This is a genomic window from Phycicoccus avicenniae (assembly GCF_018139485.1).
GTDB classification, from domain to species: domain Bacteria; phylum Actinomycetota; class Actinomycetes; order Actinomycetales; family Dermatophilaceae; genus Phycicoccus; species Phycicoccus avicenniae.
Map to the genome: position 1 here is coordinate 80,344 of NZ_JAGSNF010000017.1, position 26,856 is coordinate 107,199.

Genomic DNA, 26,856 nt, shown 5'->3' on the forward strand with positions numbered 1-26,856 from the left:
CATCGGCCCATGAGCGAGCCGCAGCGTCCCGCCTCCGAGTCCACCGCCCCCTACGGCACCGGGGCCCAGGCCGCCCCGCAGCGCCGTGTCCGGGTGCCCCACCTGCACCGGATGAAGGAGCGCGGCGAGAGGTGGGCGATGCTCACCGCGTACGACATGTACACCGCCGAGATCTTCGACGAGGCCGGCATCCCCGTGCTGCTCGTCGGGGACTCCGCCGGGAACAACGTCTACGGCTTCGAGACGACCGTCCCCGTGACCGTCGACCACCTCGTCCCCCTCGCCCGCGCCGTCGCGAGCGCCACCCGCCACGCGATGGTCGTCGGCGACCTGCCGTTCGGCTCCTACCAGGCGAGCCCGCAGCAGGCGCTCGCGACGGCGACCCGCTTCATGAAGGAGGGCCTGTGCCACGCCGTGAAGCTCGAGGGCGGCGCGCCGATGGTGCCCGAGGTCGAGCTCCTCGTGCGGGCCGGCATCCCCGTCATGGGCCACATCGGCTTCACCCCGCAGAGCGAGCACGTCCTCGGCGGCTACAAGGTGCAGGGACGCGGCGACGACGCCCGCCGGCTCGTCGAGGACGGCCTCGCCCTCCAGGCGGCCGGGTGCTTCGCCGTCGTCGTCGAGATGGTCCCCGCGTCGGTCGCCGCGGAGCTGACCGCGGCGCTCGACATCCCCGTCATCGGCATCGGCGCCGGGCCGCACTGCGACGCCCAGGTCCTCGTGTGGCAGGACATGGCCGGTCTGCGGGGCGGACGGGCACCCCGCTTCGTCAAGAAGTTCGCCGACCTGCGCGGAGAGCTGCTGCGCGCCGCGCAGGACTACGCGACCGAGGTGGGTGACGGGTCCTTCCCCGCCCCCGAGCACTCCTTCGAGTCCTGAGGGGAACGCGGTGTCCTCGTTCGAGCGTCCCACCGGCATGTGGAGCTCCACTCCCCCGCCCGCGCGGCCCGGGCCCCCCACCCGCTGGGCCGGCACCGGTCGCGGCCCCGAGGCCGCCCGCGCCTACCGGCAGCGCTTCCTCGACCTGGAGGCCGCGGGGAGCGACGTCCACGGGGAGGCGCGGTTCGTCGGTGACCTCGTCCCGCCGCCCTCCCGGGTCCTCGACGCCGGGTGCGGCTTCGGGCGCGTCGCGAGCGAGCTGACCCGGCGGGGACACCGCGCGGTCGGCGTCGACGCCGACCCCGACCTCGTCGCGCTGGCCCTCGAGGACGACGACACCCCGTTCGTCGTCGCCGACCTCTCGACCCTCTTCCTCGGGCACGACCAGGAGTTCCACTGCGCCGTCATGGCCGGCAACGTCGTCCCCTTCCTCGCCGACGGCACGCTCCCGGCGACGCTCGAGCGGCTCACCGCCCACCTCGTCCCCGGCGGCTACCTCGTCGCCGGGTTCGGGCTCGGCACGAACGTCCCGGAGGGCGCGGCGGCGGTGGACCTGCGCCGGTACGACCGGCTCGCGACGTCGTGCGGGCTGTCCTACATCGCGCGGTACGCGACGTGGGACAAGGCCCCGTTCGTCGCCGGCGGCGACTACGCGGTGAGCGTGCACCGGCTCGTCAACGGCTGACGCGACCCCGACCCGGCCAGGCCGGCCCAGGCCGGCTCAGGGCACCGGCTCGCTCGCCGGCTCGCCTCCGGCGTGGCTCAGGCCCCGTCCCGGGGCGAGGGCCCGCGCTCGTCCCACTCCCGGTCCTCCTCGTCCCACTGCTCGGTGCGCTCGCGAGCCGTCGCGAGGGCGTTCCGGGCGGCCTCCTGCGTGTCGTACGGCCCGAGGACGTTCGCGTCGCGGTCGCGGGTCTCGTCCGTCTCGACCTGCCCGGTCGCGACGTTGTACCAGTAGGACATTGGGGTTCTCCTTCCCGTGGGCGGGGTGCCTAGACTCCACCGTATGCCGCCGACGTCCGCCCGTGTCGCTCCCGGCGTGGTCTCCCCGCGTCGGCCCGTCCCCGACCGCATCGTCCGTCCCGAGTACGTCGACCTCCCGCAGCCCGCGCCGTTCACCGGACCCGAGGTCAAGGACGCCGAGACGGTCGAGAGGATGCGTGTCGCCGGCCGCATCGCCGCGAACGCGATGGCGGCCGCCGCGGAGGTCATCGCCCCCGGCGTGACGACCGACGAGGTCGACCGGGTCGGGCACGAGTACCTCCTCGACCACGGCGCCTACCCCTCGACGCTCGGCTACCGCGGGTTTCCCAAGTCGCTCTGCACCTCGGTCAACGAGGTGATCTGCCACGGGATCCCCGACGACCGCCGCATCGAGGACGGCGACATCGTCAAGGTCGACCTCACCGCCTACGTCGAGGGGGTCCACGGCGACAACTGCGCCACCTACCTCGTGGGCGACGTCGACGAGGAGACCCGGCTGCTCGTCGAGCGGACGAAGGAGGCGATGATGCGCGGCATCCGCGCCGCCCGCCCCGGGCGCGAGGTCAACGTCATCGGCCGGGTCATCGAGTCCTACGCCCGCCGGTTCGGCTACGGCGTCGTCCGCGACTTCACGGGCCACGGGATCGGCTCCGCGTTCCACAGCGGGCTCATCATCCCGCACTACGACGCCGCCCCGTCCTACGACACGGTCATCGAGGCGGGGATGACCTTCACCGTCGAGCCGATGCTCAACCTCGGGACCGCCGACTGGCGGATGTGGGACGACGGATGGACGGTCGTGACGAAGGACCACCGCCGTTCGGCACAGTTCGAGAACACGATCCTCGTCACCGAGGACGGCCCGGAGATCCTCACGTTGGGAGACGCAGCATGACGACCGCCCACCCGCTCGGAATCGACGTCGGAGGCAGCGGCATCAAGGGGGCCCCGGTCGACCTCGACGCCGGGGCGTTCGCCCAGAAGCGGCTGCGCATCGACACCCCGGAGACCTCGACCCCGGAGGCGGTGTGCGACGTCATCGCGCAGGTCGTCGACCACTTCGACGAGGTCCGCGGGTCCTCCCCCATCGGGGTGACGATCCCGGGTGTCGTCCAGCACGGCGTCGTCAAGACCGCCGCGAACATCGACAAGTCCTGGGTCGGCTGCCACATCGAGGACCTCCTCGAGCAGCGCCTGCAGCACGACGTCGTCGTCGTCAACGACGCGGACGCCGCCGGGGTCGGCGAGCTGCACTACGGCGCGGCCAAGGGCCACGAGGGCCTCGTCGTCCTCACGACGCTCGGGACGGGCATCGGGACGGCGATCTTCAACGAGGGCGTCCTCGTCCCGAACTCCGAGCTCGGGCACATCCAGATCGACGGCAAGGACGCCGAGCCGTCGACGGCGAGCTCGGCCAAGACCCGCGAGGGCCTGTCCTACCCCGAGTGGGCCGAGCGGCTGCAGAAGTACTACCGCGCCCTCGAGGACCTGCTGTGGCCGGACCTCTTCGTGGTCGGCGGCGGGGTGTCCAAGGACTCCGACGAGTTCCTGCCGCTGCTCGACATCCGCACCCCCATCGTCCCGGCCACCCTGAAGAACAAGGCCGGCATCATCGGTGCCGCCGTCCTCGCCACCCGGACGCAGGACGCCCGGGGTCAGCACACGCAGGACTGAGCCGGACCACCCGGTCCCGGCGGCGTCCGCGGCCCCCGGGCCGCGCCGTCACTCCCCGGCGCGGAACTCCGTGGCTCCCTCGCCCGCGAGGTCGTGGACCCGGGTGCGCTCGCCCCCGAGCTGCTCGGCCTGGCCGAGGTAGACCGCGCGTCCGCGGTCCTGGAGCAGCCCGTCGTGGATCGGCACGGCGTGGGCCGGGTCGATGCGGCGCAGGAAGGCCGTCGTGTCCCGGCTCGCGGCCCACGGGGCGCTGAGCGGGAAGCAGAGGACGTCGACCTCGCCCGGCTCGGCGTCGAGGGCGTCCCCGGGATGGACGAACGACGGCTCGCCGTCGGCGTCGAGGCGGACGCCGACGTTCGGGATCCGCGGGACGTCCTCGTGGATGAGGGCGTGCGTCTCGCCGAGCGGCGTGACCGTGAGGTCGCGGACCGTCGTCGGCCCGTCGTGGACCGTCGCCTCGACCCCGGCGTCCGCGAGGACCGGAGCGCTCCCCGGGTCGCAGAGGACCCGGGCGGCCGGGTTGGCCGCGACGAGGGCCGGCAGCCGGTCGACGTCGAGGTGGTCGGGGTGCTGGTGGGTGACGATCACGAGGTCGAGGTCGCGCACCCCGGTGAGGTCGTGCGCGAAGGTCCCGGGGTCGACCAGGACCCGCACGTCGGCGGACTCGACGAGGACGCAGGAGTGTCCGAGGTGGGTGAGGCGCACGTCAGCCGACCGCCGATCCGGTGTCCTGGCCCGCGACGGGCACGGTCGGGGCGTCGGGGGTCCCCACCGCCTCCTCGCGCAGCCCGTCGACGGTCTCGGCGGCCTCGACGAGGTCGTCCGAGAGGACGGTCGCCCCGGGTGGCGGGCTGCCGAGGTTCTTCGTGCCCTCACCGGCGATGAACAGCGGGGTGGAGCGGGCCAGGCGGGTCAGGGACGGGATGCGGGCCTCGAAGGCGGTGCGGCGGACCCCGGCGACGACGACCGCGTGGGCGTTCGTGAAGCGGGCGGCCTCGGCGATCGCGGTCATCGGGGAGTTCGCCCCGAGGCTCACGACGCGCCACCAGCGGGCGTGCAGCATCGCGCCGAAGAGCTCGAGCGGCAGGTCGTGCAGCTCGCGCGGGGGGCAGGCGAGGACGACGGTGCGGGCCTGGTCCCCCTCGACGGGGAGCCGCAGCTCGCCGAGGACCCCGCGGAAGGCGGAGGAGACGAAGTGCTCGTGGACGACACCGAGCCGTCCGGACTCCCAGTCGTCGCCGACCTGCTTGAGCACCGGCATCATGACCTGCACGACGGTCGCGTCGACGCCGGCGACGAGGAGGGTGTCGAGGAGGACGTCGCGGACGGTCGAGCCGTCCAGCGCGGCGGTGGCCTCCATGACCCGACGACGGGCGTCGTCGAGGTCGATCGTGGTGTCCTGGCTCACGGGGTGGTGCTCCGTCCGTCCGGTGCGGGGTTCCGTCACCCTAACGAACGTCGGGGGTGGAAACTTCCGGTCGGGTCCACGAGTGCGCTGGTCAGCGCCTCGGGCGGGGGACGAGTCGGGCTGTAGGCCGGGTTCTGTCCCGGTTCGTCGTCGCCGACGGACCGGTGACGGTCATCCATCTCGGGTGGCCGTTGCCGACCACCTCCAGCGCCCTACCCGCGTGCTCGGGCGGGCCGCCCTCGGTCGCACGCTGTCTGGGCTTGCTCCGGATGGGGTTTACCGAGCCGACCTGGTCGCCCAGGCCGCTGGTGGTCTCTTACACCACCGTTTCACCCTTGCCCGCCGCTGACGCGGTGGGCGGTCTGTTCTCTGTGGCACTGTCCCGCGGGTCGCCCCGGGTGGCTGTTGGCCACCATCCTGCCCTTCGGAGCCCGGACCTTCCTCGGCGGCGGGTCACCCCGCCGACGCGACCGTCCGCCCGACTCGTCCGGGGCCCAGTCTAGGGCTCACGCGAGGGCGAGGACGACCCGTCCGGCCGCGACGTCCGCCTCCTCGACGCGCAGCCTCACGGCCGAGCCGAGGTCGGGCTGCTCACCCGGGACGCGGGCCAGGACGGGCAGCTCGACGAGCTGGACCTCGATGCCGGACTCCCGGTGGTCGACGACGACGCCGTCGAGGACGTCGCCGACCCGCCCGGTGAGGACCGCGGCCTCGGCGGCGTCGGCGCACAGCCGCTCGGCGGTGCGGGCGACCCGGTCGGTCTCGCGCATCGCGGCGGGCAGGTCGGGCAGGGCCGCGCGGACGTCGCCGGGCACGTCGGTCCCGGCGCAGGAGGCGGCGCACACGACGAGGCCGAAGCGGTCCACGAGCCGGCGCAGCGGCGCCGTCACGTGCGCGTAGGGCGCGGCGACGGCGGCGTGCTCCCGCTGCTCGGGCGGCTCCCCGTCGAAGGCGGTGTACGCCGCGCCGCGGAACAGGGCGGTCGCCTCGTGGATGAGGGCGAGGTGGTGCGGGTCGTGCCGGTCCAGTCCCCGGACGAGGTCGCCGTACGTCGTGCCCTCGGGCCAGTCGACGCCGAGCGCCCGGGCGGCGCGGCGGAACGTCGCGACCGACCGGTCGTCCGGCGGGGGCATCGTGCGCAGGACGCCGACCCCGGCCTCGAGCATGAGGTCGGCGCCCGCCATCCCGGTCATGAGGGACAGCTGGGCGTTCCACTCCTCGGCGGCGACCGGGGGCCGGAACTCGAGGGTGAAGCCTCCGTCCGCACGCTGGGAGACCTGCTGCTCGGGCATCGGCAGGCTGGCCCCGCCCCGCGCCTTCTCCTGCGCGATGCGCCGCTCCCCCACCTCGCGGAGCAGCAGGAGGCGCTCGTCGCCGGTCCCGGCGTCGACGGCGGCCTGGACCGAGGCGTAGTCGAGCCGCTCGACGCTGCGGACCATCGCCCGGCCGATGCGGGCCGAGGTGAGAGCCCCGTCGCCGTCCAGCCGCAGGTCCCACACGTAGGCCGGCCGGACCTCGCCCGGCAGCAGGCTGGCCGCCGCCTCGGACAGCACGGGCGGGTGCAGCGGCACCCCGGTGTCGGGGCAGTAGACCGTCTGGCCGCGCTCGCGGGTGACGCGGTCGAGGGCGCCGCCGGGGTGGACGAAGGCCGGCACGTCGGCGATGGCGTAGCGCACCCGGTGACCGGCACCGTCACGCTCGATGTGCAGCGCCTGGTCGAGGTCCATCGAGCCCGGCGGGTCGAGCGTCACGTACGGGACGTCGGTGCCGTCCTCGGTCGGCAGGTCGACGTCGGCCACCACCCGCTCGGCCTCGGAGACGGCGTCGGCCGGGTAGGGACCGTCGATCCCGAGCTCGGCGCGGACGGCGGCGAACCGGTCACGGAGGGCGCGTTCGACGCCCCGGTCCGTGTCGACGTCGGTGGGGCGCAGGACGACCGTGGACCGGGGCATGGAGCGACCCTACGACGGGGCGGCGGCGTCGGCCCCCGTCCGCGACCGTCGTGCGCTGCGGCGTCGCCAGCCCGTCACGGCGAGCCCGAGGAGGAGCAGCGCGTAGAGGCCGACCGAGATCGGGCTGCTCACGAGGGTCGTCGGGTCGTTCCCGGAGTTCCCGAGCGCGTCGCGCAGGCTGTACTCCGCGAGCGGCCCGAGGATGACCGCGATGAGGACCGGCGCGAGCGGCAGGTCGTAGCGGCGCATGACGAAGCCGACGAGGCCGAGCGCCACCATGAGGCCGAGGTCGAAGCCGCTCGCCCCCGTCGCGTACACCCCGAGCCCGGCGAACACGGTGATCCCGGCGTAGAGGTAGCCCTGCGGCAGCTCGAGGAGCTTGGCCCACAGCGGCGAGAACGGCAGGTTGAGCAGGAGCAGCGTGACGAGCGCGACGAAGAGGCTCGCGAGCAGCGCCCAGACGAGGTCGCCGGACCGCTCGAAGAGCAGCGGCCCGGGCTGGAGCCCGTACTGCTGGAACGTCGCGAGGAGGAGGGCGGCGGTCGCCGAGGTCGGCAGGCCGAGCGCGAGGAGGGATCCCATCGCACTGCCCGCCGTCGCGTTGCCCGCGGCCTCGGGGGCGGCGACGCCACGGATCGCGCCGGTGCCGAACTCCGGCTCCTCGCGGCGGGCGTCGAGGCTGCGCTCGGTGCCGTAGGCGAGGAAGGTCGGGACCTCGGCCCCGCCCGCCGGGATGAATCCGAACGGCACGCCGAACCCGGCGCCGCGCAGCCAGGCCGGCAGGGCCTTGCGCAGGTCGGCGCGCGAGAGCCACGGCCGTCCGCGGGAGGGCACGAGCTCGCGGGCGCCCGCCCGGCCGGTGCGGCTCGCGACGTGCAGGACCTCGCCGAGAGCGAGGAGCGCGACGGTGATGACGACGATGCTCACGCCGTCGAAGAGCGCGGGCACCCCGAACGCGTACCGCTCGGTGCCCGTCGACTGGTCGATCCCGACGACGGCGAGCGCCAGGCCGACGGACAGGGCGGCGAGGCCGCGGACCGCCGACTCGCCGACGACGGCGGCGATGGCGACGAAGGCGAAGAGCGCGAGGGCGAAGTACTCCCCCGGGCCGAACCGGGTCGCGAGGTCCGCGAGGGTCGGCGCGGCGAGGACGACGAGGCACGTCGCGACGAGCCCGCCGAGGAACGCGCCGATGGCCGCCGTCGCGAGGGCCTGCGGCGCCCGGCCGGCGAGGGCCATCCGGTGCCCCTCGAAGGTCGTCGCGATGGCGGTGGAGTTGCCCGGGGTGTTCATGAGGATGCCGGCCGTCGAGTCGCCGAACAGCCCGCCGAAGTAGATGCCGCTGAACATGATGAGCGCCGCGAGCGGGTCGAGGGCGAAGGTGAGCGGCAGCAGGAGGGCGACGGCCATCGAGGACCCGAGGCCCGGCAGGACGCCGACGGCGGTGCCGAGGAAGGCCCCGAGGACGATCCAGAGGACGTTTGCCGGGGTGAGGACGTCCCCGAAGCCCCCGAGCAGCGCCGTGAGCTGGTCCATCAGAGCCACCCGAGGACGCCGGACGGCAGGGCGAGACCGAGCGCGGCTCCGAAGAGCAGCTGGAGCACGCAGGCCATCGCGAACCCGACGGCCGCGTTGCGCAGCAGCGGGCGGCTGCCGAGCGCGCTCGACACGGCGAAGAACAGTCCGGTGGCGCTGAGCAGCCACCCGAGCGGCTGGAGCAGCACCGCGAAGCCGACGAGTCCCCCGAGCGCCCCGAGGAAGGCGGGGACGTTCATCTCCCGGGTCGGGTCGGCGGCCTCCTGCGCACGCTCGGCGGCAGGGCGGCGCACGGCCCGGGCCGCGATGGCGACCGAGGTCCCGAGGGCGAGCGCCGCGACGAGCCAGCCGAACCCGGCCGGGCCGAGGACGCTCGTGCCGTCCTCCCCGACGACGTCCATCGTGAGGTTGCCGACGACGAGGACGACGCCGACGACGGCGAGCAGGGCGGCGACGACGAGGTCGCCGCGGCCGGCGGTCACGGGAAGGTTCGCGGCGGTGTCGGCCCGGGGGTCGGCCGGGTGGTCGGAGTCCGGTCGGGGCGTCATGACAGCTGCAGCTCCTCGAGGAGGGCGTCGATCCGGTCCTGCTCGCTCACGAGGAACTCCTCGAACTCGTCGGGTCCGGCCCAGCTGCGCTCCCAGCGGTTGCGCGCGACGGCCTCGTCCCAGGAGCCGGTGCGGGTCGTCTCCTCGACGATCGCCGCGAGCTCGGCCTGCTCGTCGTCGCTGATGCCGGGAGGGGCGACGACGCCCCGCCAGTTGACGAGGTCGACGCCGCCGTAGCCGAGGTCGTCCATCGTCGGGACGTCGACGCCCTCGAGCGGCTCGGGGGCGACGACGGCGAGGGCCCGCAGCCGGCCCCCGTCGATGAGGTCGCGGAAGTCGTTGTAGCCGCTGATCCCGATCGGCACGGTGCCGGACGCCGTCGACAGGAGGGAGAGGGTGAGCTCGCCACCGCCGGCGTGCGGGGTGTAGCGCAGCTCGGCGGGGTCGACCCCGACCTCCTGCGCCAGCTGTCCGGCGACGAGGTGGTCGATGCCGCCGGCGGACCCACCGCCGACGGGGATGCTCGGGTCCTCCTGCCAGTCCTCGACGAAGTCCTCGAGGGTCTGCCAGGGCGAGTCGGCGGGGACGGCGAAGACCTCGAAGTCCTCGGCGAGCCGAGCGATCGGCGTGACGTCCTGCAACGTCGTCGAGGGGTCGTTGAGCCCGATCCCGCCGACCATGACGGTGCCGGTCACCATGAGCGTGTTGGCCTGGCCGGCCCGACGGGCGAGCTGGCTGAGGCCGATGGTCCCCGCCGCCCCCGGCACGTTCGTCACCTGCACCGACCCGACGATGCCGTCGGAGCGCATCGACTGCTGCATCTCCCGGGCCACGAGGTCCCATCCCCCGCCTGCGGACGCGGGGGCGACGACCGTCATCGCCGCGCGGGCGTCACTGCCCTGGGCCGTGTCGGCCGCGTCGAGGACGGCGAAGGTGCCGAGGACCGTCAGCGCGACGACCCCTGCGATCGTGCGGACGGGGCGTGCCACGTCGGTCCTCTCGTCGTCGGGCGGGTCGTCATCGTGTCATCCGGGACGGGGTCGCGCGCGTCGGGCCGACACGCTGTCCGTACCGTGGCGCCGGTGATCGTCCTGCTGCCTCCGTCGGAGACGAAGTGGAACCGTCCACGGGGCGGGCCCGCGGACCCCGGGTCGTGGTCCTTCCCCGAGCTGGCCCCGCTACGGGACGAGGTCGCGTCGGCCCTCGCCGCCGTGAGCGCCCGTCCGGACGCGCCGGCCGTCCTCGGGGTGTCGGAGGGGCTGCGGGCCGACGTCGATCGCAACACCCGGCTCGCCACCCTGCCCGCGACCCCCGCCGCGCAGGTCTACACCGGCGTCCTCTACGACGCGCTCGGCCTGGCCTCCCTCGACGCCACCGCACGGCGCCGGGCGAACCGGCGGCTCGTCGTCGTCTCCGCGCTCCACGGCGCGGTCCGCCCCACCGACCGGATCACCGCGTACCGGCTCGCGATGGGCGTCGACCTGCCGGGCGTCGGCCCGCTCGCGGCACGGTGGCGCGAGGTGCTCGACGGGCCGCTCACGGCAGCCGCCGGGTCCGGGGTCGTCGTCGACTGTCGGTCGGCCGCGTACGGCGCGGCCTGGCGGCCCGGCCCCGACCTCGCCGAGCGCTGGGTGCAGGTCCGTGTCCCGGGCGCGAGCCACATGGCGAAGCACACCCGCGGCCTCGTCGCCCGACACCTCTGCGAGGCCTCGGCCGCACCCCGGTCGGTGCCGGCGCTCGCGGAGGTCGTCGGCGCCGCGTTCACCGTCGACCTGCACGAGCCGGCCCGACGCGGCGCGCCGTGGGTCCTCGACGTCACGACGCCCTGACCGGCAACCTTCGACAACCGGAAGCGTCGCGGGGTGCTCGTCCGTTGGGCACGATGACGACACGACGGGAAGGTCGGCAGTGATCACGACGACGGTGAGGGCGGCCCAGCGCCGCCTCGGGCACGCCCTGCGCTCGCGGGTGGCGGGTGACGACGCCACGGAGCGCGCTGCGGTCATCTGGGGCCGGCCGGGCGAGCGGTGGTTCGTCCCGGACGACCCGGTGTGGCGGGTCCACGCCGACGCGGCGATGTTCCCGGGAGGGGTCACCGCGCTGCTCCTGCAGTCGCTCCACCCGTCGGCGATGGCGGGGGTCGCCGGGCACTCGGGCTACCGGGGCGACCCGTGGGGACGCCTGCAGCGCACGTCGCACTTCCTCGCGACGACGACGTTCGGCACGGTCGAGGACGCCGAGCGGGCCATCGCCCGGGTCCGCGGCATCCACCGGAGGGTCAGCGGCGTCGACGACCTCGGCACCCCCTACGAGGCGTCCGACCCGGACCTCCTGCGCTGGGTGCACGTCGCCGAGGCGTGGTCCTTCCTCACGGCCTACCAGCGGTTCTCCGCGACGCCCCTCGCGAGCGCCGAGGCGGACACCTACGTCGAGCAGGCGGCCGTCGTCGCCCGCCGGCTCGGCGCACGGGACGTGCCGACCGACGTGCGCGCCCTCGAGGACGCGCTCGAGGGCTACCGACCCGAGCTGCGCGCGACGGACGCCGCGCGGGACGCGGCCCGCTTCCTCCTGCTCGACCCACCGTTGCCGTGGACGGCGCGTCCCGGCTACGGGCTGCTCGCCTCGGGTGGCGTCGCGCTGCTCCCGCCGTGGGCCCGTGGCGCACTGGGGCTTCCGGTGCCCGCTCCGGTGGCGGGGGCGGCCGGGGCGCTCGGGCTCGTCGGGACCAAGGCCGTGCGCTGGGCGATGGCGGGCATCGCGGAGGAGCGACGGGTCACCGCGGCCGATGGCGCCTGAGGACGACCGGTCAGGCGCCGGTGACGATCTCCTCGATGCGCTCGAGCGTCGAGGCCATGTTGCGGCGGGTCATCCCCTCCATGCGGCGCACGAACGGCTTGCTGAGCGCCGCCTCCTGCGTGATGTCCCACGTCTCCGTCACGAGCGTCCCGCCGTCGACCGGCTCGAGCTCGTAACGCCAGATCCGCCCGCCGAGCGCCTTCGACAGCGGCCCCTCGGCGAGGGTCTGCCAGGCGATGCGCCTGTTCTCCTCGAGCTCGATGACCGTGTTGCTCGTCGCATACGGGGCGCCGATCTTCATGTCCATCCCGAACCGGTCGCCGAGCGCGAGACGGCGACCGCCGCTGCGGGCACCCTGCACCGAGCCACCGCCGTCGATCCGGGCGTGCCCGTCGGGGTCGACGAGCAGGTCGAAGATCGGCTCGGGCGCGGACGGGATGAGGCGCTGGACGGAGACGACGTCGCGGGAGGTCATGTCCCGGACGCTAACAGCCGGTCAGGCACGTCCCGCGGCGGACTCCGCGGCGGTCAGGGCGGCGTCGAGGTCGGTGAGCAGGTCGCCGGTGTCCTCGAGGCCGACGGAGAGCCGGACCGTGCCGTCCGTGATCCCGACCGCGGCCCGCGCCTCCGGCTCGAGCCGCCGGTGCGTCGTCGTCGCCGGGTGGGTCGTGAGGGACTTGGCGTCGCCGAGGTTGTTCGAGATGTCGACGAGCCGGAAGGCGTCGAGCATCGCGAACGCCGCCTCCTTGCCGCCGTCCACCTCGAGGGTGACGACGGTGCCCGCCCCGCCGTCCATCTGCCGCCGGGCGAGGTCGTGCTGCGGGTGGCTCGGCAGCAACGGGTGGACGACCCGGACGAGCCCGCGGCCGGCCTGGCGCCACTCCTCGAGCGTCGTCGCGATCGTCAGCGCCGAGTCCGCCATGGCCCGCACCCGTAGGTCGAGCGTCTCCAGGCCCTTGGCGAGGACCCAGGCGTTGAACGGGCTCATCGACGGGCCGGTGTGCCGCATGAGGTTCTTGACCGGGCCCTCGACGAACTCCGCCGGGCCGAGGACCGCCCCGCCGAGGGCGCGCCCCTGGCCGTCGATGTGCTTCGTCGCGGAGTACACGACGACGTCGGCGCCGTGCCGCAGCGGGTGGCTGAAGACGGGGGTGCCGAAGACGTTGTCGACGACGACGCTCGCCCCGGCGGCGTGCGCGAGGTCGGAGACGGCGGCGATGTCGACGAGCTCCTGCATGGGGTTGCTCGGGGTCTCGAAGAACACGGCGGTCGTCGGGGTCGCGAGCGCCGCGCGCCACTGGTCGAGGTCGGCCCCGTCGACGAGGACGGTCTCGACGCCCCAGCGCGGCAGGATCTCGTCGACGATGACGAAGCAGGACCCGAAGAGGGCCCGGGAGGCGACGACGCGGTCGCCCTGGCCGCAGAGGGCCGCGAGGGCGGTGAAGACGGCCGACATCCCGGACGCCGTCGCGAAGCAGGCCTCGGCGCCCTCGACGAGGCGCATCCGCTCCTCGAAGACGCTGACGGTGGGATTGCCGTAGCGGCTGTAGACGTAGTGGTCGACCTCGTCCTTGAACGCGGCCTCGGCCTGGGCGGCGGACTCGTAGACGAAGCCCGAGGTGAGGTACATCGCCTCGGCGGTCTCGTCGAAGCCGCTGCGGGCGAGGCCGCCCCGGACGGCGAGGGTGCGCGGGTGCAGCCCGTCGGGCAGGCCGGTCATCCCTGCCGCCACGGCAGGCCGGCGTTCTTCCAGCCGCCGAGGGTGCGGTGGTGGGCGGGGTCGTGCGGACCCTCGAACCCGTCGGTGACGTTGTAGGCGGGGCCGAGCCCGGCGGCCGTCAGCGCCTCGGCGGCGGCGAGCGAGCGGACGCCGCTGCGGCACAGGAGGTAGACCGGGCGTCCGGGCTCGAGGCCGGCGGCGCGGACCTCGTCGACGAAGCCCTCGTTCGGGGCGCCGCCCGGCCAGCGGTTCCACTCGACGAACGCGGCCTGCCGCCCGGACCCGGACAGGTCGGGGACGCCGACGAAGGTCCACTCCGCCTCGGTCCGCACGTCGACGAGGAGCGCCTCGTCGGGCCCGGTCACGGCGTCGTAGGCCTCGGTCGGGCTGACGTCACCTGCGTAGCTCATGGTCACCCAGCGTAGGCGGGAGGTCCGCGGCGATGACGGGGCATCTCACCCGCGACCGGACCCCGTCGGGTCGAGGTGTCCGCGCACGCGGAACCGCGCAGGAACACCTCCACCGATGTGGCGCCGGCTCGGGTCGAGGTGCCGCCGCGCGGTACCACCTCGACCGGGTGGTCAGCCGAGGACGAGCTCCCAGCGGCGCAGCACCGGGTACGGCGCGAACGGCGATCGCGAGGTCTCGTCCGTCGGCACCCACCCGCTCCGGCGGTAGAACCGGCGGGCCCGCTCGTTGCCCTCGAAGACCCGCAGCCGGGCGACGGCGACCCCGGCCTCGCGCAGGACGGCGAGCGCCTCGTCGTGGACGTCCCCGGCGAGACCGCTCCCCCACGTGTCGACCGCCGTGCCGAGGTGCAGCACCTCGTCGTCGCACAGGACGACGAACCCGACGACGCGGCCGTCGAGCTCGGCCACCCGGCAGTCGACCCCCGGGTCCTCGACCTCGTGCACCCACCGCTCGCGGACCGCGTCCGCGGGGAACGGATGGGTGTCCTGCGGGAAGACGTCGGCGAGGGTGATGACGGACCCGGCGCGCTGCACCTCGAGGACGTCGTCGACGTCGTCGGCCGTCATCGCCCGCACCAGCGCCATCGTCCGGGCCTCGCTCAGCCCCGGTTCGTGAAGGCGACGGACACCTCGTCGTCGGACCACACCTCGACGCCCGCGAGGGACCCCGGCGAGACGGCGATCCGGCGGCGCCGGTCGTCGGGGACTCCGAGGACGTGGCCGAGCACCGTGCGGACGACCTCGGCCGGCGCGACGACGACCGTCGTGCCGCCGCGGGCCACGACGCGCTCCCAGGCGTCGACGGTGTCGGCGCCCTCGGACCAGCCGCCGTCGACGACGGCGTCGACGCCGAGGCGGTCCCCCACCTCGGCCGAGGTCTCGACGGAGGCGTCGGCCCTCGCGGTGACGAGGCAGCGCGGCGAGCCCCCGAGGAGCGACTCGACGGACCGGGCGGCCGCCGAGGCGTCGTCCTCGGTCGCGGCGACGAGCACGACCCGGACCGGGGTCCCCGCACGCCGCGGCACGGGCGCACAGGCTGCGTCGGGGGCGGCCGTGTCACCGGTCTCCGCGTCGTCCCCGTCGTCGTCCGAGGCTCCGGCGCCGTCGTGCCGACGGTCGACGGTGAGCCCGTCCATCCCGTCGTTCGACAGGGCGTCGGCGTCGGCGTTCTCGGCCCGCGGGATCCACGCGTAGGACACCGACCCTCCGGCGGCGCGGATCTCGGCGACGAGCTCCCGGGCCCGGAGGGCGAGGCGGCGCATGTCCTCGTGCTTGATCTTCCAGCGGCCGGCCATCTGCTCGACGACGAGCTTGGAGTCCATCCGCACGGCGACGTCGGCGCCCGGGTCGATGGCGAGCACCGACTCGAGCCCGGCGATGAGCCCGCGGTACTCGGCGACGTTGTTCGACACCTTCCCGAGCGGCTCGGCGCGCTCGGCGAGGAGGGCACCGGTGTCACCGTCCCGGACGAGGGCGCCGTAGCCCGCGACCCCGGGGTTGCCGCGGGAGCCCCCGTCGGCCTCGACGACGAGGCGCCGGCTCACAGCCCGGACTCGGGGGTGCGCACGAGGATGCGGGTGCACTCCTCGCAGCGGAGCACCTCGTCCTCCTCGGCGGACCGGATGCGCGACAGCTCGACCGGGTTGAGCTCGAGCTGGCAGCCGCCGCAGCGCCGCTGGCGCAGGGCCGCGGCCCCGGTGCCGGTGTTGGCACGGATCCTCTCGTAGAGGGCGACGAGGTCCTCACCCGTCTCCTCGACGACCTTCGGACGCGGCGCGCCGACCTCGGCCTCCTCGGTCGCGAGCTGCGCGAGCCGCTCGTCGCGGGCGGCCTCGACCCCGGCGATCCGCTCGGCGAGCTCGCCCCGGCCGCGCTCGAGCTCGGCGACGTCGTGCTCGGCGGCCTCGGCACGTTCCATGACCTCGAGCTCGACGTCCTCGAGCTCGGACTGCCGCCGGGCGAGCGAGGTCATCTCGTGCTGGAGGGCCTGGAGGTCCTTCGCCGTACCCACCCCGCTGTCGAGCCGCTGCTGGTCGCGCGCCGCGCGGTCGCGGACGAGCTGGACGTCGGCCTCGGCCTTCGCGACGTCGCGCTGGACGTCGTCGAGCTCGGTCCGCGAGCGCACGAGCTGGTCGTCGATGAGCCGCGCCTTGCCGGTGAGGTCCTCGAGCTCGGCGTGCTGCGGCAGGGTGCGGCGCGCGTGGGCGATCTGGGCCAGCCGCGTGTCGATCGCCTGCAGGTCGAGCAGGCGCTGCTGGCGGGCGGGATCGGCCTTCACGCGGTACCTCCGGGGTCGGCACCGACGACGAACGTCCAGGGGTCGGTGCGCACTGTGCTGATGTGGGTCTCCACCCTAGTCGCGAGCGGGCCCAGCTCCGCGAGCAGCGCCCGCTCCGCGCGGGCGAGCCACACCTGCTCGCTCGCCCAGTGGCCGGCGTCGACGAGGTACGGGGTGCCGCCCCGGGCCTCCTCCCGCGCCTCGAGCGCCGGATGGTGGCGCAGGTCGGCGGTGACGTAGACGTCGGCACCGCTCGCGCGGACGGCGTCGAAGAGGTCGTCCCCGCTACCCCCGAGCAGCGCCACCCGCCGCACCGGGGCGTCGGGCGGGCCGGCGACGCGCAGGCCGCCGGCCGTCCTGGGCAGCCGGTCCGCGAGTCCCCGGACGAAGGTCCGCAGGTCCACGGGCTCCGGCAGGTCGCCCACCCGCCCGAGCGGCTGGTCCTCGACGACGACGAGGGGCTCGCTCGACGGGAGGTCGCACGCGTCGGCGAGCGCCTCGCAGACCCCCTCAGCCGCCACGTCGGCGTTCGTGTGGGCGACGTACAGCGCGACGTCCCCGACGACGAGCTCGGTGACGGTGGCCCCCTTGGCGGACGTCGTCGCGACGGTGTGCACCCCCCGCATGAGGAGCGGGTGGTGCGTGAGCAGCAGGTCCGCCCCGAGCGAGCGCGCCTCGGCCACGACCTCGAGCGTGGGGTCGACAGCGAGGAGCACCCGCGCGACCGGCTGGTCCGGATCGCCGGTGACGAGCCCGACCCGGTCCCACGACTGGGCGGACCCGGGCGGGTACAGGCGCTCGACCGCGTCGAGCACCTCGCGCAGGGACGGGGGCGCGGCGTCGTCGCTCATGTGGGCCCGGCCGGGATCGAACCGACGACCGACGCGGTGTAAACGCGGCGCTCTACCAGCTGAGCTACAGGCCCCAGGGTGGGCTCACCCTGCCACGGGGGCACGGGCGGCCGTGAGCATTGTGCCAGGACGGCGTCCGGCCGAGGGCGGCTCAGACCGGCAGGGCCGCCACCTGCTCGGGGAGCCCGCCGAAGTCGCGCGGCTCACCGATGCCGTGGACGACCGACCAGCGCACCCGACCGTCGCGGCCGACGAGGAAGGTCCCCCGGATCGGCGCCCCGCTGCGCTCGTCGAGCACGCCGTAGGCCCGGGCCACCTCGCCGTGCGGCCAGGCGTCGGACAGCAGCGGGAAGAAGTAGCCCTGGATGTCGGCCCAGGCCCGCAGGCTGAACATGGCGTCGCACGAGATGCAGACGACCTGGAGGTCGTCGGTGACGAACCGCTCGAGGTGGTCGCGGATCTCGTCGAGCTCGCCGGTGCAGATGCCCGAGAAGGCCCACGGGAAGAAGACGACGACGACGTTCTTCTCGGCGACCAGGTCGCCGAGCGTGACGTCGGCTCCGTTCTGGTCCCGCAGGGTGAAGTCCGGCGCCGTCGACCCGGGCTGCAGCGGGCTGGTCTGGGTCATGCCCCAATCCTGCCAGGACGTCGGCCCGGGGCGCGCGTCCGAGGTGGGTCCGTCGAGGGTCAGCGCCGGGGACCCTTCGGGGCGACGAGCTTGTGGGCCCGCCAGTCCTCGGAGGCGTTGAAGGTCCCGGACAGGTGCAGGCCGGTGACGACCGCCGCCTCGTCGATGTCCGTCGGGTCGACCTCGTCGTCCCCCCGCGGGGTGAGCAGCACGACGAACCCGCCCTCCTCGAGGACGCCGACCATGTCGACGAGCGCGTCGCCGAGGTCGCCGTCCTCGGGACGGAACCACAGCAGCACGGCGTCGGCCGCACCGGTGTACTCGTCGTCCTCCATGGGGGCGCCGCAGGCGCCCTCGACGGCGTCGCGGAAGGCGTCGTCGACGTCGGTGTCGTAGCCGAACTCCTGGACGACCTGGTCCTGGACGAACCCGAGCCGGTCCACGACTCCGTTGCCGGTGGAACCCGGGTCCACCGGCGGGGCGGGGGTGTTCACGCTGTCCAACCTCTCATGTGCGGGGATCGTGCGGGGAGGGCCAGTCCACCAACGTAGACGTGGTCGGTGCAAGAGGAGGCCCGTTCCCGGGCGAGTCCCCACGAGCCGTCGCGGCGGCGTCCGGCGCCGGCCCGGGGACCGACCGGCGGGCCCGCCGGGCCGCCTCGCCGACGACGTCGAGGAAGGCCTCGGCGTCGGCCACCGACAGGTGGCGCACCGCCGCCGACACCGGACCGGGGGTCGAGACCACCCGCGCCTCGGCGAGGCCCCGCCGACGTTCCCACGGTCCCTGGGACAGGGTGAGCGACTGCACCCGCGCGTAGGGCACGAGGACCATCCGCCGGGAGAAGCGACCGGTGCGCACGTGCAGGACCTCGTCGCCGAGGGCGTAGCCGTTGCGTTCCCAGGACCACGGGTCGAAGAGGCGGGCGGCAGGCGGTGGGCCGGTCCAGCCGCCGTCGCGGCCGGTGCCGTGCAGTGCCGCGCGCACGAGCGGGTCGTGCGGGTCGGCCCCGAGCGGGGCGAGGACCGCGTCGACGTCCGCGATCGTGCCGACGGGCAGGAGCGCCGCCTGCACCTCCTGGCCCTCGCTCTGTCCGGTCCCGGCGACGTTGACCCGCATCCGCCACCACCCGAAGGGCCGCCACAGCACCGGCTGGACGGCCTCGACGGCCTGGACACGGTGCAGCGGGACGACGGAGGCCCGCAGCTCGGTGAGCCCGTGCCGCATCCGCAGGGCGTTCGAGGTCCGGGTCATCCGGAAGTTGCCGTGGAGCAGCAGCTCGCGGACCCGCCCGACGCCGAAGGCGAACGCGGCGGGCAGGAGGGCCGGGACGGCGGCCAGGACCCCCGGACCGACGTCGAAGAGCACCGAGGACACCCCGCCCGCGACGACGAGGAGCACGAGCAGGACGGCCGCGACGACCGTCGGGCCGTGCAGCAGCGTCGACGCGACGAGCCGCCCGTTGGGCACCGCGACGACGGGGGTCCCCTCGTCGGTCCGGTCCCGGGCCCCGGCTGGCACCTGCGCGGGCGCCGCACCGTCCGGGACGTCGGCGTCCGCCGCCGCGGGGCCGGGACCCTCGTCGGTGCGGCTCGCGAGATCGAGGAGCTCGGCGCGCAGCGCCTCCGCCCGCGGCTCGGCGAGGAAGGCCAGCGTCAGGTGCGAGTCGGAGCCCCCGGCCGACTGGACGACGACCTGCGAGAGACCGACGAGGCGCGCGAGGATCGGCCGGGTGGTCTCGACGGCCTGGATGCGCTCGAGCGGGACCTGCCGGTGCTGCCGGAAGAGCACGCCGTTGCGCAGCTCGACCTGGGCTCCGGTGACCCGGAAGCGGGTGAAGCGCCAGCTGACGTGGAACGCCCCCGCGATGGCCGCGACGACGACGACGAGGACGGCGAGCGCGATGAACGGGTGGTCGACGACGGCGAGGCCGACCCCGCCGTCGGCCCCACCCGGCAGGTCGTCGGTGGGGTCCTCCCCCGGGTCGAACGAGGACAGGACCCGGTCGACGAGCTGGCTCACGAAGTAGCCGAGGACGGCGAGCAGCACCACGCCGCCGCGCAGCAGCGGCGAGAGCGGGTGCAGCCGCTGCCATCCGTCGTCGGAGGCCTGGTCGACGACGGGGACCTCGGGCGCCGTCACAGGCCGGCCCGCTGCGCCTCGCCCCGGGCGGACAGCCGGGTCCGCAGCGCCTCCGCATCGTCGACGGGCAGCCCCGGCAGCGACCCCCCGCTCTCCGGGGACGCCGTGTGGATCTCGCAGGACGCGATGCCGAGGGCACGGGCGAGCGGCCCGGACTGGATGTCGACGTACTGGAGTCGGCCGTAGGGGACGCTCACGAGGGTGCGGAAGAGCCGTCCCTTGCGGATGACGATCTCCTCGTCGAGCTCGACCCAGGAGATGGCCGACACCTGCCGGGTCACGAGCCAGGCCCCCCAGGCCCCGACGAGCACGACGGCGGCGGGCACCGCCCACAGCCACGGGGTGAGCACGAGGGCGAGGACGACGCCGACGACGAGGGGCACGGCGAGGACGATCCCGAGGACGAGGAGCCGGGCGGTGACGAGCGAGCGGGACACCGGGCGCCACGCGAGGTCGCCGCCGTGCAGCGTGACCCCCGCGCCGGGCCCGGTCTCCACCGGGTGGGGACTCGGGTCGGACATGGACCCAGTGTGCACGAGCGTCCCGACGCCCGAGGTGCGCCCGCGGGACGGGCCGTGTGTTTGGATGCGGCCATGGGCCGGGTGACGACACGGGTACCGCGCACGCGCGTCGACCTCGAGATCGGCAGCAGCGTGCGACGTCCCGACACCGTCGCCGTCGAGGAGCCGCTCGAGGTGCGGGTCGACGACGTCGCGCTCGCGACGACGATGCGCACGCCGGGGGACGACTTCGACCTCGCCCTGGGCCACCTGCTCACCGAGGGGCTCGTGCGCTCGGCCGCCGACGTCGCGACGATGATGCACTGCACGGACCTCGCCGAGGACGGTTCCCCCACGTTCAACGTCGTCGACGCCACCCTGGCGCCCGGCGTGACGCTCGACCGTCCGGCGCGCGAGCGCACCGAGACGATGACGAGCGCCTGCGGCGTCTGCGGGTCGGCCTCGATCGACGCCGTGCGGACCGCGAGCCGGGTCGACGTGGCCGCGGACCCCGTCACCGTGCCGGGCGCGGTGCTGGCCGGCCTCCCCGACGCCCTGCGCGAGCAGCAGCAGACGTTCGACCGGACCGGCGGGACGCACGCGGCGGGGCTGGCGGACTCCACGGGCCGTCTGCTCGTCGTGCGCGAGGACGTCGGACGGCACAACGCCGTCGACAAGGTCGTCGGCGCCGCGGCTCGCGAGACGCTGCCCCCGTTCTCCGGGACCGTGCTCGTCGTGAGCGCCCGGGCCAGCTTCGAGATCGTCCAGAAGGCGGCGGTCGTCGGCATCCCGGTCGTCGTCGCCGTCGGGGCGCCGACCTCGCTCGCGGTCGAGTTCGCCGAGGAGTCCGGCATCACCCTCTGCGCGTTCGTTCGAGCCCCTCGCTACTCGGTGTACAGCCGTCCGGACCGGCTCGCGACGGCCTGACCGAGGAGCCCGGTCGGGCACACCGGACCTCGACGTACCGTCCAGTAGCGCGACCCGGGTTGTGACGGGGGGCACGTCAGGGTGAAGGATGGGGCGACCGGCCCCCTCACCCGGGGGCGCGGCCCACGACCGCTGAAAGGACGAGCCCGTGGAGCTCCACGACGACGTCGGCCCCATCCTCAACGGCATCCCGACGCACCTGCCGGACATCGACCCCGAGGAGACGTCGGAGTGGCTCGCGAGCCTCGACTCCGTCATCGACGGTCCGGGGCGGATGCGGGCGCGCTACCTCATGCTGCGCCTGCTCGAGCGGGCACGCGCGATGCAGGTGGGCGTCCCCTCGCTGACGACGACGGACTACGTCAACACGATCAGCCCCGAGCAGGAGCCGTGGTTCCCCGGGGACGAGGACGCCGAGCGGCGCTTCCGGGCCTACCTGCGGTGGAACGCCGCGATGGTCGTCCACCGCGCCCAGCGCCCGGGGGTCTCGGTCGGCGGTCACATCTCGACGTACGCGTCCGCGGCGACGCTCTACGAGGTCGGGATGAACCACTTCTTCCGCGGCAAGGACCACCCCGGCGGCGGTGACCACGTCTTCTACCAGGGCCACGCCTCCCCCGGCATGTACGCCCGGGCCTACCTCGAGGGCCGGCTCGGCGAGCAGCAGCTCGACGGGTTCCGCCAGGAGAAGTCGCACGTCGTCGACGGGTCCCCGCTCGCCCTGCCGAGCTACCCCCACCCGCGCCTCATGCCGGACTTCTGGGAGTTCCCGACGGTGTCGATGGGCATCGGCCCGATGAACGCCATCTACCAGGCGCAGTTCGACAAGTACCTCCACAACCGCGGCATCAAGGACACCTCCGAGCAGCACACGTGGGCCTTCCTCGGCGACGGCGAGATGGACGAGCCGGAGTCCCGCGGCCTGCTGCAGCTCGCGGCGCAGGAGGAGCTCGACAACCTCACGTTCGTCGTCAACTGCAACCTGCAGCGCCTCGACGGCCCGGTGCGCGGCAACGGCAAGATCGTCCAGGAGCTCGAGGCGTTCTTCCGCGGCGCGGGCTGGAACGTCATCAAGGTCGTCTGGGGCCGCGGGTGGGACCCGCTGCTCGCCGCCGACGGCAACGGCGCGCTCGTCCACCTCATGAACTCCACCTCGGACGGTGACTACCAGACCTTCCGGGCCAACGACGGTGCGTACGTGCGCGAGCACTTCTTCGACCGCGACCCGCGCACCCGCAAGCTCGTCGAGGACTGGTCCGACGAGGACATCTGGTGGAAGCTCAAGCGCGGCGGCCACGACTACCGCAAGGTCTTCGCGGCGTACAAGGCGGCCCTCGGCCACACCGGCCAGCCGACGGTCGTCCTCGCCAAGACGATCAAGGGCTACGGCCTCGGCCAGAGCTTCGCCGGGCGCAACGCGACCCACCAGATGAAGAAGCTGAGCCTGGACGACCTCAAGGGGCTGCGCGACTCGCTCAAGCTGCCCATCGAGGACGACCAGCTCGAGAAGGACCCGTACAACGCGCCGTACTTCCACCCCGGCAAGGACGACGAGGTCATCGAGTACGCCCTCGAGCGGCGCCGGAAGCTCGGCGGCGGCATCCCCGAGCGCCGGACGAGGTACACCCAGGTGCAGCTGCCGGAGAACGACGCCTACAAGCAGGTGCGCAAGGGCTCCGGCAAGCAGGAGGTCGCCACGACGATGGCGTTCGTCCGGCTGCTCAAGGACCTCATGCGGGACAAGGAGTTCGGCAAGCGGATCGTGCCGATCATCCCCGACGAGGCCCGCACGTTCGGGATGGACAGCTTCTTCTCGACGATCAAGATCTACAACCCGCACGGCCAGCGCTACACGCCGGTCGACGCCGAGCTCATGCTCGCCTACCGCGAGGCCAAGGACGGCCAGATCCTCCACCTCGGCATCAACGAGGCGGGGTCGATGGCGGCCTTCACCGCCGCGGGGACGAGCTACGCCACGCACGGCGAGCCGATGATCCCGATCTACGTCTTCTACTCGATGTTCGGGTTCCAGCGCACCGGCGACTCGATCTGGGCGGCCGCCGACCAGATGACCCGCGGCTTCCTCATCGGGGCCACCGCCGGTCGCACGACGCTCACCGGCGAGGGCCTGCAGCACGCGGACGGCCACTCTCCCCTGCTCGCGTCGACGAACCCCGCCGTCGTCCACTACGACCCGGCGTTCTCCTACGAGGTCGCGCACATCATGCAGGACGGCCTGCACCGCATGTACGGCTCGGACGACGCCCTCACCGACGAGCAGCGCAACGTCATCTACTACCTCACGGTGTACAACGAGCCGATGGCGCAGCCGGCCGAGCCGGAGAACCTCGACCGCGAGGGCGTCCTCAAGGGCATGTACCTCTACTCCGAGGGCTCCGGCGAGGGGCTCGGCGATGACTCGCCGCGCGTGCAGCTGCTCGCCTCCGGCGTCGGCATGCCGTGGGTCCTCGAGGCCCAGGAGCTGCTGCGCACCGACTGGGGCGTCGCCGCCGACGTCTGGTCGGTCACCTCGTGGAACGAGCTGCGGCGCGACGGCCTCGACGCCGACGAGCAGGCGTTCCTCCATCCCGAGCAGGAGCGTCGGGTCCCGTGGGTCACGGCGAAGCTCATGGACCGCAAGGGTCCGGTCGTCGCGGTGTCGGACTACATGCGGGCGGTGCAGGACCAGATCGCCCAGTACGTGCCCGGCGACTTCGCCTCGCTCGGCGCGGACGGGTTCGGCTTCTCCGACACCCGCCCCGCCGCCCGGCGGTTCTTCCACATCGACGGTCCCTCCGTCGTCGTCCAGGCCCTCGCGAGCCTGGCGCAGCAGGGCCAGGTCGACGCCGGTGCCGCCGCGCAGGCGATCGAGAAGTACTCGTTGCACGACGTGACGGCCGGCTCCTCCGGCAGCACGGAGGGCGGCGCGGAGTGATCGCCGCGTTCAGCATCGCCGGGGCCCCGGACGACTCCGGGTCCTACGCCGTCGGCGTCGCCGAGGCCGTGCGCATCGTGCGCGACTCCGGCCTGCCCTACGAGACGAACTCGATGTTCACGAACATCGAGGGCGAGTGGGACGAGGTGATGGCCGTCATCGGGCGCTGCGTCGACGCGATGACGGCCGTGAACCCGCGCGTCTCGCTCGTCGTCAAGTGCGACATCCGGCCCGGCCACACCGGCCAGATCGAGCACAAGGCCGCCCGCGTGCAGGCCCTCCTCGACGAGGACTGACCTCCACGAGGCCGCCCCCGTGCGGGCCTCCCTCGGGGGTCACCGACCTCGACGCGACAGCGCGCCCCGTCCCTGCCGGGACGGGGCGCGCTGTCGTGCGACGCGGCTCAGCCGTGCAGGTCGAACCGGTCGTTCTCCATGACCTGGACCCACGCCCCGACGAAGTCGTCGAGGAAGCGCTGCTCGCCGTCGGCGCTGCCGTAGACCTCGGCGATGGCGCGCAGCTGGGCGTGCGAGCCGAAGACGAGGTCGGTGGCGCCGGCGGTCCAGCGGCCGTCGCTGCTCTCGTAGACGTTCTCCTCGGCCGCGGTCGACCAGGTGACGCCCGGGGTGAGCAGGGTGGTGAACCAGCCGTTGTCGAGCCGGCCCGTGCTCTCGGTGAGCGTGCCGACGGCGCTGCCGCCGACGGTCGCGCCGATCGAGCGCAGACCACCCATGAGCGCGGTCATCTGCGGGGCGGTGAGCCCGAGCATGAAGGCTCGCTCGAGGAGCAGCTGCTCCGGGCGCGCCTTGTCACCGGCGCGCAGGTACTGGCGGAAGCCGTCGGCGCGCGGCTCGAGCCACGCGACGGAGTCGACGTCCGTCATCTCCTGCGTCGCGTCGGTCCGGCCCGGGGTGAACGGGACGGTGACGTCGTGCCCGGCGTCCTTCGCGGCCTTCTCGATCCCGGCGGAGCCGCCGAGGACGATGAGGTCGGCGAGCGAGACGGTCCGGCCACCGGCGTCGTCGAAGTCCTTCTTCAAAGCCTCGAGGGTCGACAGGACGGAGGCGAGCTCCTCGGGCTCGTTGACCTCCCACGAGCGCTGCGGCTCGAGGGCGATCCGGGCGCCGTTGGCGCCGCCGCGCATGTCGGTGCGGCGGAACGAGGCGGCCGAGGCCCACGCGGTCTTCACGAGCTGCTGGACGGTGAGGCCGGAGCCGAGCAGCGCCTGCTTGAGCTGCGCGACGTCCTCGTCGGTCAGCTCGTCACCGGAGCGGGCCGGGACCGGGTCCTGCCACAGCTGGGCCTCGGGGACCCACGGGCCGAGGAAGCGCTCGACCGGACCCATGTCGCGGTGGAGCAGCTTGTACCAGGCCTTGGCGAAGGCGAGGCGGAACTCCTCGGGGTTCTCGTGGAAGCGCCGCGAGATCTTCTCGTAGGCCGGGTCCATGCGCAGCGACAGGTCCGTCGTGAGCATCGTCGGCTGGCGCTTCGGCGACTCGGCGTCCGGGCCGGGCACCGACCCCTCGCCACCGCCGTCGACCGGACGCCACTGCCAGGCGCCGGCCGGGGACTTGTGCAGCTCCCACTCGAACCCGAAGAGGTTGTCGAAGTAGAGGTTGCTCCACTCCGTCGGGCGCTGGGTCCACGTGACCTCGAGGCCGGAGGTGATGGCGTCGCGACCGACGCCGCTGCCGTGCTCGCTCTTCCAGCCCAGGCCCATCGAGTGCACCGGGCAGCCCTCGGGCTCGGGGCCGACGAGGTCGGGGTCGCCGGCGCCGTGGGTCTTGCCGAAGGTGTGGCCACCGGCGATGAGGGCGACGGTCTCCTCGTCGTTCATCGCCATCCGGCCGAAGGTCTCGCGGATGTCCCGCGCGGCCTTCACCGGGTCGGGCTCGCCGTTGGGGCCCTCCGGGTTGACGTAGATGAGGCCCATCTGGACCGCGCCGAGCGGGTTGGACAGCTCGCGGTCGCCGCTGTAGCGCTCGTCGCCGAGCCAGGTGTCCTCGGTGCCCCAGTTGACCTCCTCCGGCTCCCACACGTCGGGGCGGCCGAAGGCGAAGCCGAAGGTCTCGAAGCCCATGTCCTCGAGCGCGACGTTGCCGGCGAGGACGAGCAGGTCGGCCCAGGAGACCTGCTGGCCGTACTTCTGCTTGACCGGCCACAGCAGGCGGCGGGCCTTGTCGAGGTTGCCGTTGTCGGGCCAGGAGTTGAGCGGCGCGAAGCGCTGCTGGCCCCGGCCACCACCACCGCGGCCGTCCTCGACGCGGTAGGTGCCGGCGGAGTGCCAGCTCATCCGGATGAAGAGCGGGCCGTAGTGGCCGAAGTCGGACGGCCACCAGTCCTGCGAGGTGCGCATGACCTCGACGAGGTCGGCCTTGAGCGCGTCGACGTCGAGACCGGAGACGGCCGCGCGGTAGTCGAAGGACCCCCCGAGCGGGTCGGCCTTGCGGTCGTTGGTGTGCAGGACGGAGACGTCGAGCTGGTCGGGCCACCAGTCCTGGTTGGTGCGCGGTCGGGTGCCGGTCGCCGGGCTCGGGGAGGAGAGCGCGGGGTTCTCGCTCTCGCTGCCCTCGGCCGTCACGCCGGTGCTCTGGTCGGTCACGTGGTCCATCTCCTGTTCGGTGGTGGTGC

28 protein-coding genes, 1 tRNA gene and 1 other RNA gene are annotated in these 26,856 nt (G+C 74.0%); 9 read left to right on the top strand and 21 right to left on the bottom strand.

Features of this window, described 5'->3' with window-relative positions; translation table 11 throughout:
- Positions 1-9: 9 nt before the first annotated feature.
- Both panB and KC207_RS12125 read left to right on the top strand, forming a co-directional pair.
- The gene (panB, locus tag KC207_RS12120) at positions 10-879 is read left to right on the top strand and encodes a 3-methyl-2-oxobutanoate hydroxymethyltransferase (RefSeq protein ID WP_211603361.1); all 870 of its coding nucleotides are present in this window, start codon (positions 10-12) and stop codon (positions 877-879) included.
- 10 nt (positions 880-889) lie between these two features.
- Positions 890-1,564 carry a class I SAM-dependent methyltransferase gene (locus tag KC207_RS12125; RefSeq protein WP_211603362.1) on the top strand — a complete coding sequence of 225 codons (675 nt, stop codon included), beginning with the start codon at positions 890-892 and terminating at the stop codon, positions 1,562-1,564.
- Positions 1,565-1,641: 77 nt separating this feature from the next.
- Here KC207_RS12125 and KC207_RS12130 read toward each other — a convergent pair whose 3' ends face one another.
- Positions 1,642-1,842: a methionine aminopeptidase gene (locus tag KC207_RS12130; protein WP_211603363.1), complete on the bottom strand. Its 201-nt coding sequence runs from the start codon at positions 1,840-1,842 to the stop codon at positions 1,642-1,644.
- Positions 1,843-1,885: 43 nt separating this feature from the next.
- Here KC207_RS12130 and map point away from each other — a divergent pair, with 43 nt between their 5' ends.
- Both map and ppgK read left to right on the top strand, forming a co-directional pair.
- Positions 1,886-2,758 carry a type I methionyl aminopeptidase gene (gene map, locus KC207_RS12135; protein ID WP_211603364.1) on the top strand — a complete coding sequence of 291 codons (873 nt, stop codon included), beginning with the start codon at positions 1,886-1,888 and terminating at the stop codon, positions 2,756-2,758.
- Positions 2,755-3,537: a polyphosphate--glucose phosphotransferase gene (gene ppgK / locus KC207_RS12140; protein ID WP_211603365.1), complete on the top strand. Its 783-nt coding sequence runs from the start codon at positions 2,755-2,757 to the stop codon at positions 3,535-3,537. Before map ends, ppgK begins: the two co-directional genes overlap by 4 nt.
- Before the next feature lie 48 nt (positions 3,538-3,585).
- Here the strand turns inward: ppgK and KC207_RS12145 are convergent, their stop codons facing one another.
- From KC207_RS12145 to KC207_RS12175, 7 genes are all read right to left on the bottom strand, one after another.
- On the bottom strand, positions 3,586-4,242 hold the full coding sequence (locus KC207_RS12145) for an MBL fold metallo-hydrolase (RefSeq protein WP_211603366.1): 657 nt from the start codon (positions 4,240-4,242) through the stop codon (positions 3,586-3,588).
- 1 nt (position 4,243) lies between these two features.
- Positions 4,244-4,945, bottom strand: coding sequence for a cobalamin B12-binding domain-containing protein (locus KC207_RS12150; protein WP_211603367.1), 702 nt, complete (start codon positions 4,943-4,945; stop codon positions 4,244-4,246).
- A gap of 107 nt (positions 4,946-5,052) precedes the next feature.
- Positions 5,053-5,431: RNase P RNA component class A (rnpB, locus tag KC207_RS12155), an RNA gene on the bottom strand.
- 20 nt (positions 5,432-5,451) lie between these two features.
- Positions 5,452-6,897, bottom strand: coding sequence for an RNB domain-containing ribonuclease (locus tag KC207_RS12160; RefSeq protein WP_211603368.1), 1,446 nt, complete (start codon positions 6,895-6,897; stop codon positions 5,452-5,454).
- 9 nt (positions 6,898-6,906) lie between these two features.
- Positions 6,907-8,433 carry a tripartite tricarboxylate transporter permease gene (locus KC207_RS12165; protein ID WP_211603369.1) on the bottom strand — a complete coding sequence of 509 codons (1,527 nt, stop codon included), beginning with the start codon at positions 8,431-8,433 and terminating at the stop codon, positions 6,907-6,909.
- Complete coding sequence (locus tag KC207_RS12170; protein ID WP_211603370.1) at positions 8,433-8,981, bottom strand: tripartite tricarboxylate transporter TctB family protein; 549 nt, start codon at positions 8,979-8,981, stop codon at positions 8,433-8,435. Before KC207_RS12170 ends, KC207_RS12165 begins: the two co-directional genes overlap by 1 nt.
- Positions 8,978-9,970, bottom strand: a complete 993-nt coding sequence (locus KC207_RS12175) for a Bug family tripartite tricarboxylate transporter substrate binding protein (protein ID WP_211603371.1) — start codon at positions 9,968-9,970, stop codon at positions 8,978-8,980. Before KC207_RS12175 ends, KC207_RS12170 begins: the two co-directional genes overlap by 4 nt.
- 93 nt (positions 9,971-10,063) lie before the next feature.
- On the opposite strand from KC207_RS12175, the gene KC207_RS12180 reads away from it, so the two are divergent.
- Positions 10,064-10,810 (top strand): YaaA family protein, encoded by a 747-nt coding sequence (locus KC207_RS12180; RefSeq protein ID WP_211603372.1) that lies wholly within the window; start codon positions 10,064-10,066, stop codon positions 10,808-10,810.
- A 79-nt stretch (positions 10,811-10,889) separates the two neighbouring features.
- A complete protein-coding gene (locus tag KC207_RS12185; RefSeq protein ID WP_211603373.1) occupies positions 10,890-11,777 on the top strand; it encodes an oxygenase MpaB family protein in 888 nt (295 codons plus the stop codon).
- 10 nt (positions 11,778-11,787) lie between these two features.
- Here the strand turns inward: KC207_RS12185 and KC207_RS12190 are convergent, their stop codons facing one another.
- The 12 genes from KC207_RS12190 to KC207_RS12245 form a co-directional block, all read right to left on the bottom strand.
- The gene (locus tag KC207_RS12190; protein ID WP_211603374.1) at positions 11,788-12,252 is read right to left on the bottom strand and encodes an SRPBCC family protein; all 465 of its coding nucleotides are present in this window, start codon (positions 12,250-12,252) and stop codon (positions 11,788-11,790) included.
- A 21-nt stretch (positions 12,253-12,273) separates the two neighbouring features.
- Positions 12,274-13,497, bottom strand: a complete 1,224-nt coding sequence (locus KC207_RS12195; protein ID WP_211603375.1) for an O-succinylhomoserine sulfhydrylase — start codon at positions 13,495-13,497, stop codon at positions 12,274-12,276.
- Positions 13,494-13,907, bottom strand: coding sequence for a rhodanese-like domain-containing protein (locus tag KC207_RS12200; RefSeq protein ID WP_211603376.1), 414 nt, complete (start codon positions 13,905-13,907; stop codon positions 13,494-13,496). The genes KC207_RS12195 and KC207_RS12200 overlap by 4 nt, the downstream gene beginning before the upstream one ends.
- A 171-nt stretch (positions 13,908-14,078) precedes the next feature.
- Positions 14,079-14,552, bottom strand: a complete 474-nt coding sequence (locus KC207_RS12205) for a GNAT family N-acetyltransferase (protein WP_211603377.1) — start codon at positions 14,550-14,552, stop codon at positions 14,079-14,081.
- A gap of 14 nt (positions 14,553-14,566) precedes the next feature.
- Positions 14,567-15,511, bottom strand: coding sequence for a reverse transcriptase-like protein (locus KC207_RS12210; protein WP_211603378.1), 945 nt, complete (start codon positions 15,509-15,511; stop codon positions 14,567-14,569).
- A complete protein-coding gene (locus KC207_RS12215; protein WP_211603379.1) occupies positions 15,508-16,245 on the bottom strand; it encodes a zinc ribbon domain-containing protein in 738 nt (245 codons plus the stop codon). The genes KC207_RS12210 and KC207_RS12215 overlap by 4 nt, the downstream gene beginning before the upstream one ends.
- Entirely contained in the window at positions 16,242-17,096 is an 855-nt protein-coding gene (locus KC207_RS12220) for a Nif3-like dinuclear metal center hexameric protein (protein ID WP_211603380.1), read from the bottom strand. Before KC207_RS12220 ends, KC207_RS12215 begins: the two co-directional genes overlap by 4 nt.
- 1 nt (position 17,097) lies before the next feature.
- Positions 17,098-17,170: transfer RNA gene (locus KC207_RS12225), tRNA-Val, on the bottom strand.
- Between the two features lie 77 nt (positions 17,171-17,247).
- On the bottom strand, positions 17,248-17,724 hold the full coding sequence (locus tag KC207_RS12230; protein WP_211603381.1) for a peroxiredoxin: 477 nt from the start codon (positions 17,722-17,724) through the stop codon (positions 17,248-17,250).
- A gap of 59 nt (positions 17,725-17,783) precedes the next feature.
- Positions 17,784-18,218 (bottom strand): DUF3052 domain-containing protein, encoded by a 435-nt coding sequence (locus KC207_RS12235; protein WP_211603382.1) that lies wholly within the window; start codon positions 18,216-18,218, stop codon positions 17,784-17,786.
- 13 nt (positions 18,219-18,231) lie between these two features.
- Complete coding sequence (locus tag KC207_RS12240; RefSeq protein ID WP_211603383.1) at positions 18,232-19,863, bottom strand: PH domain-containing protein; 1,632 nt, start codon at positions 19,861-19,863, stop codon at positions 18,232-18,234.
- Positions 19,860-20,384 (bottom strand): PH domain-containing protein, encoded by a 525-nt coding sequence (locus KC207_RS12245; RefSeq protein ID WP_211603384.1) that lies wholly within the window; start codon positions 20,382-20,384, stop codon positions 19,860-19,862. Before KC207_RS12245 ends, KC207_RS12240 begins: the two co-directional genes overlap by 4 nt.
- Before the next feature lie 72 nt (positions 20,385-20,456).
- Between KC207_RS12245 and fdhD the strand changes: the two genes are divergently transcribed.
- From fdhD to KC207_RS12260, 3 genes are all read left to right on the top strand, one after another.
- The gene (gene fdhD / locus KC207_RS12250; protein ID WP_211603385.1) at positions 20,457-21,290 is read left to right on the top strand and encodes a formate dehydrogenase accessory sulfurtransferase FdhD; all 834 of its coding nucleotides are present in this window, start codon (positions 20,457-20,459) and stop codon (positions 21,288-21,290) included.
- A gap of 148 nt (positions 21,291-21,438) precedes the next feature.
- Positions 21,439-24,225, top strand: coding sequence for a pyruvate dehydrogenase (acetyl-transferring), homodimeric type (gene aceE, locus KC207_RS12255; protein ID WP_211603386.1), 2,787 nt, complete (start codon positions 21,439-21,441; stop codon positions 24,223-24,225).
- Entirely contained in the window at positions 24,222-24,521 is a 300-nt protein-coding gene (locus KC207_RS12260) for a thiamine-binding protein (RefSeq protein WP_211603387.1), read from the top strand. The genes aceE and KC207_RS12260 overlap by 4 nt, the downstream gene beginning before the upstream one ends.
- A 107-nt stretch (positions 24,522-24,628) precedes the next feature.
- On the opposite strand, the gene katG is transcribed toward KC207_RS12260, so the two are convergent.
- Entirely contained in the window at positions 24,629-26,836 is a 2,208-nt protein-coding gene (gene katG, locus KC207_RS12265) for a catalase/peroxidase HPI (RefSeq protein ID WP_211603388.1), read from the bottom strand.
- Positions 26,837-26,856 lie beyond the last annotated feature (20 nt).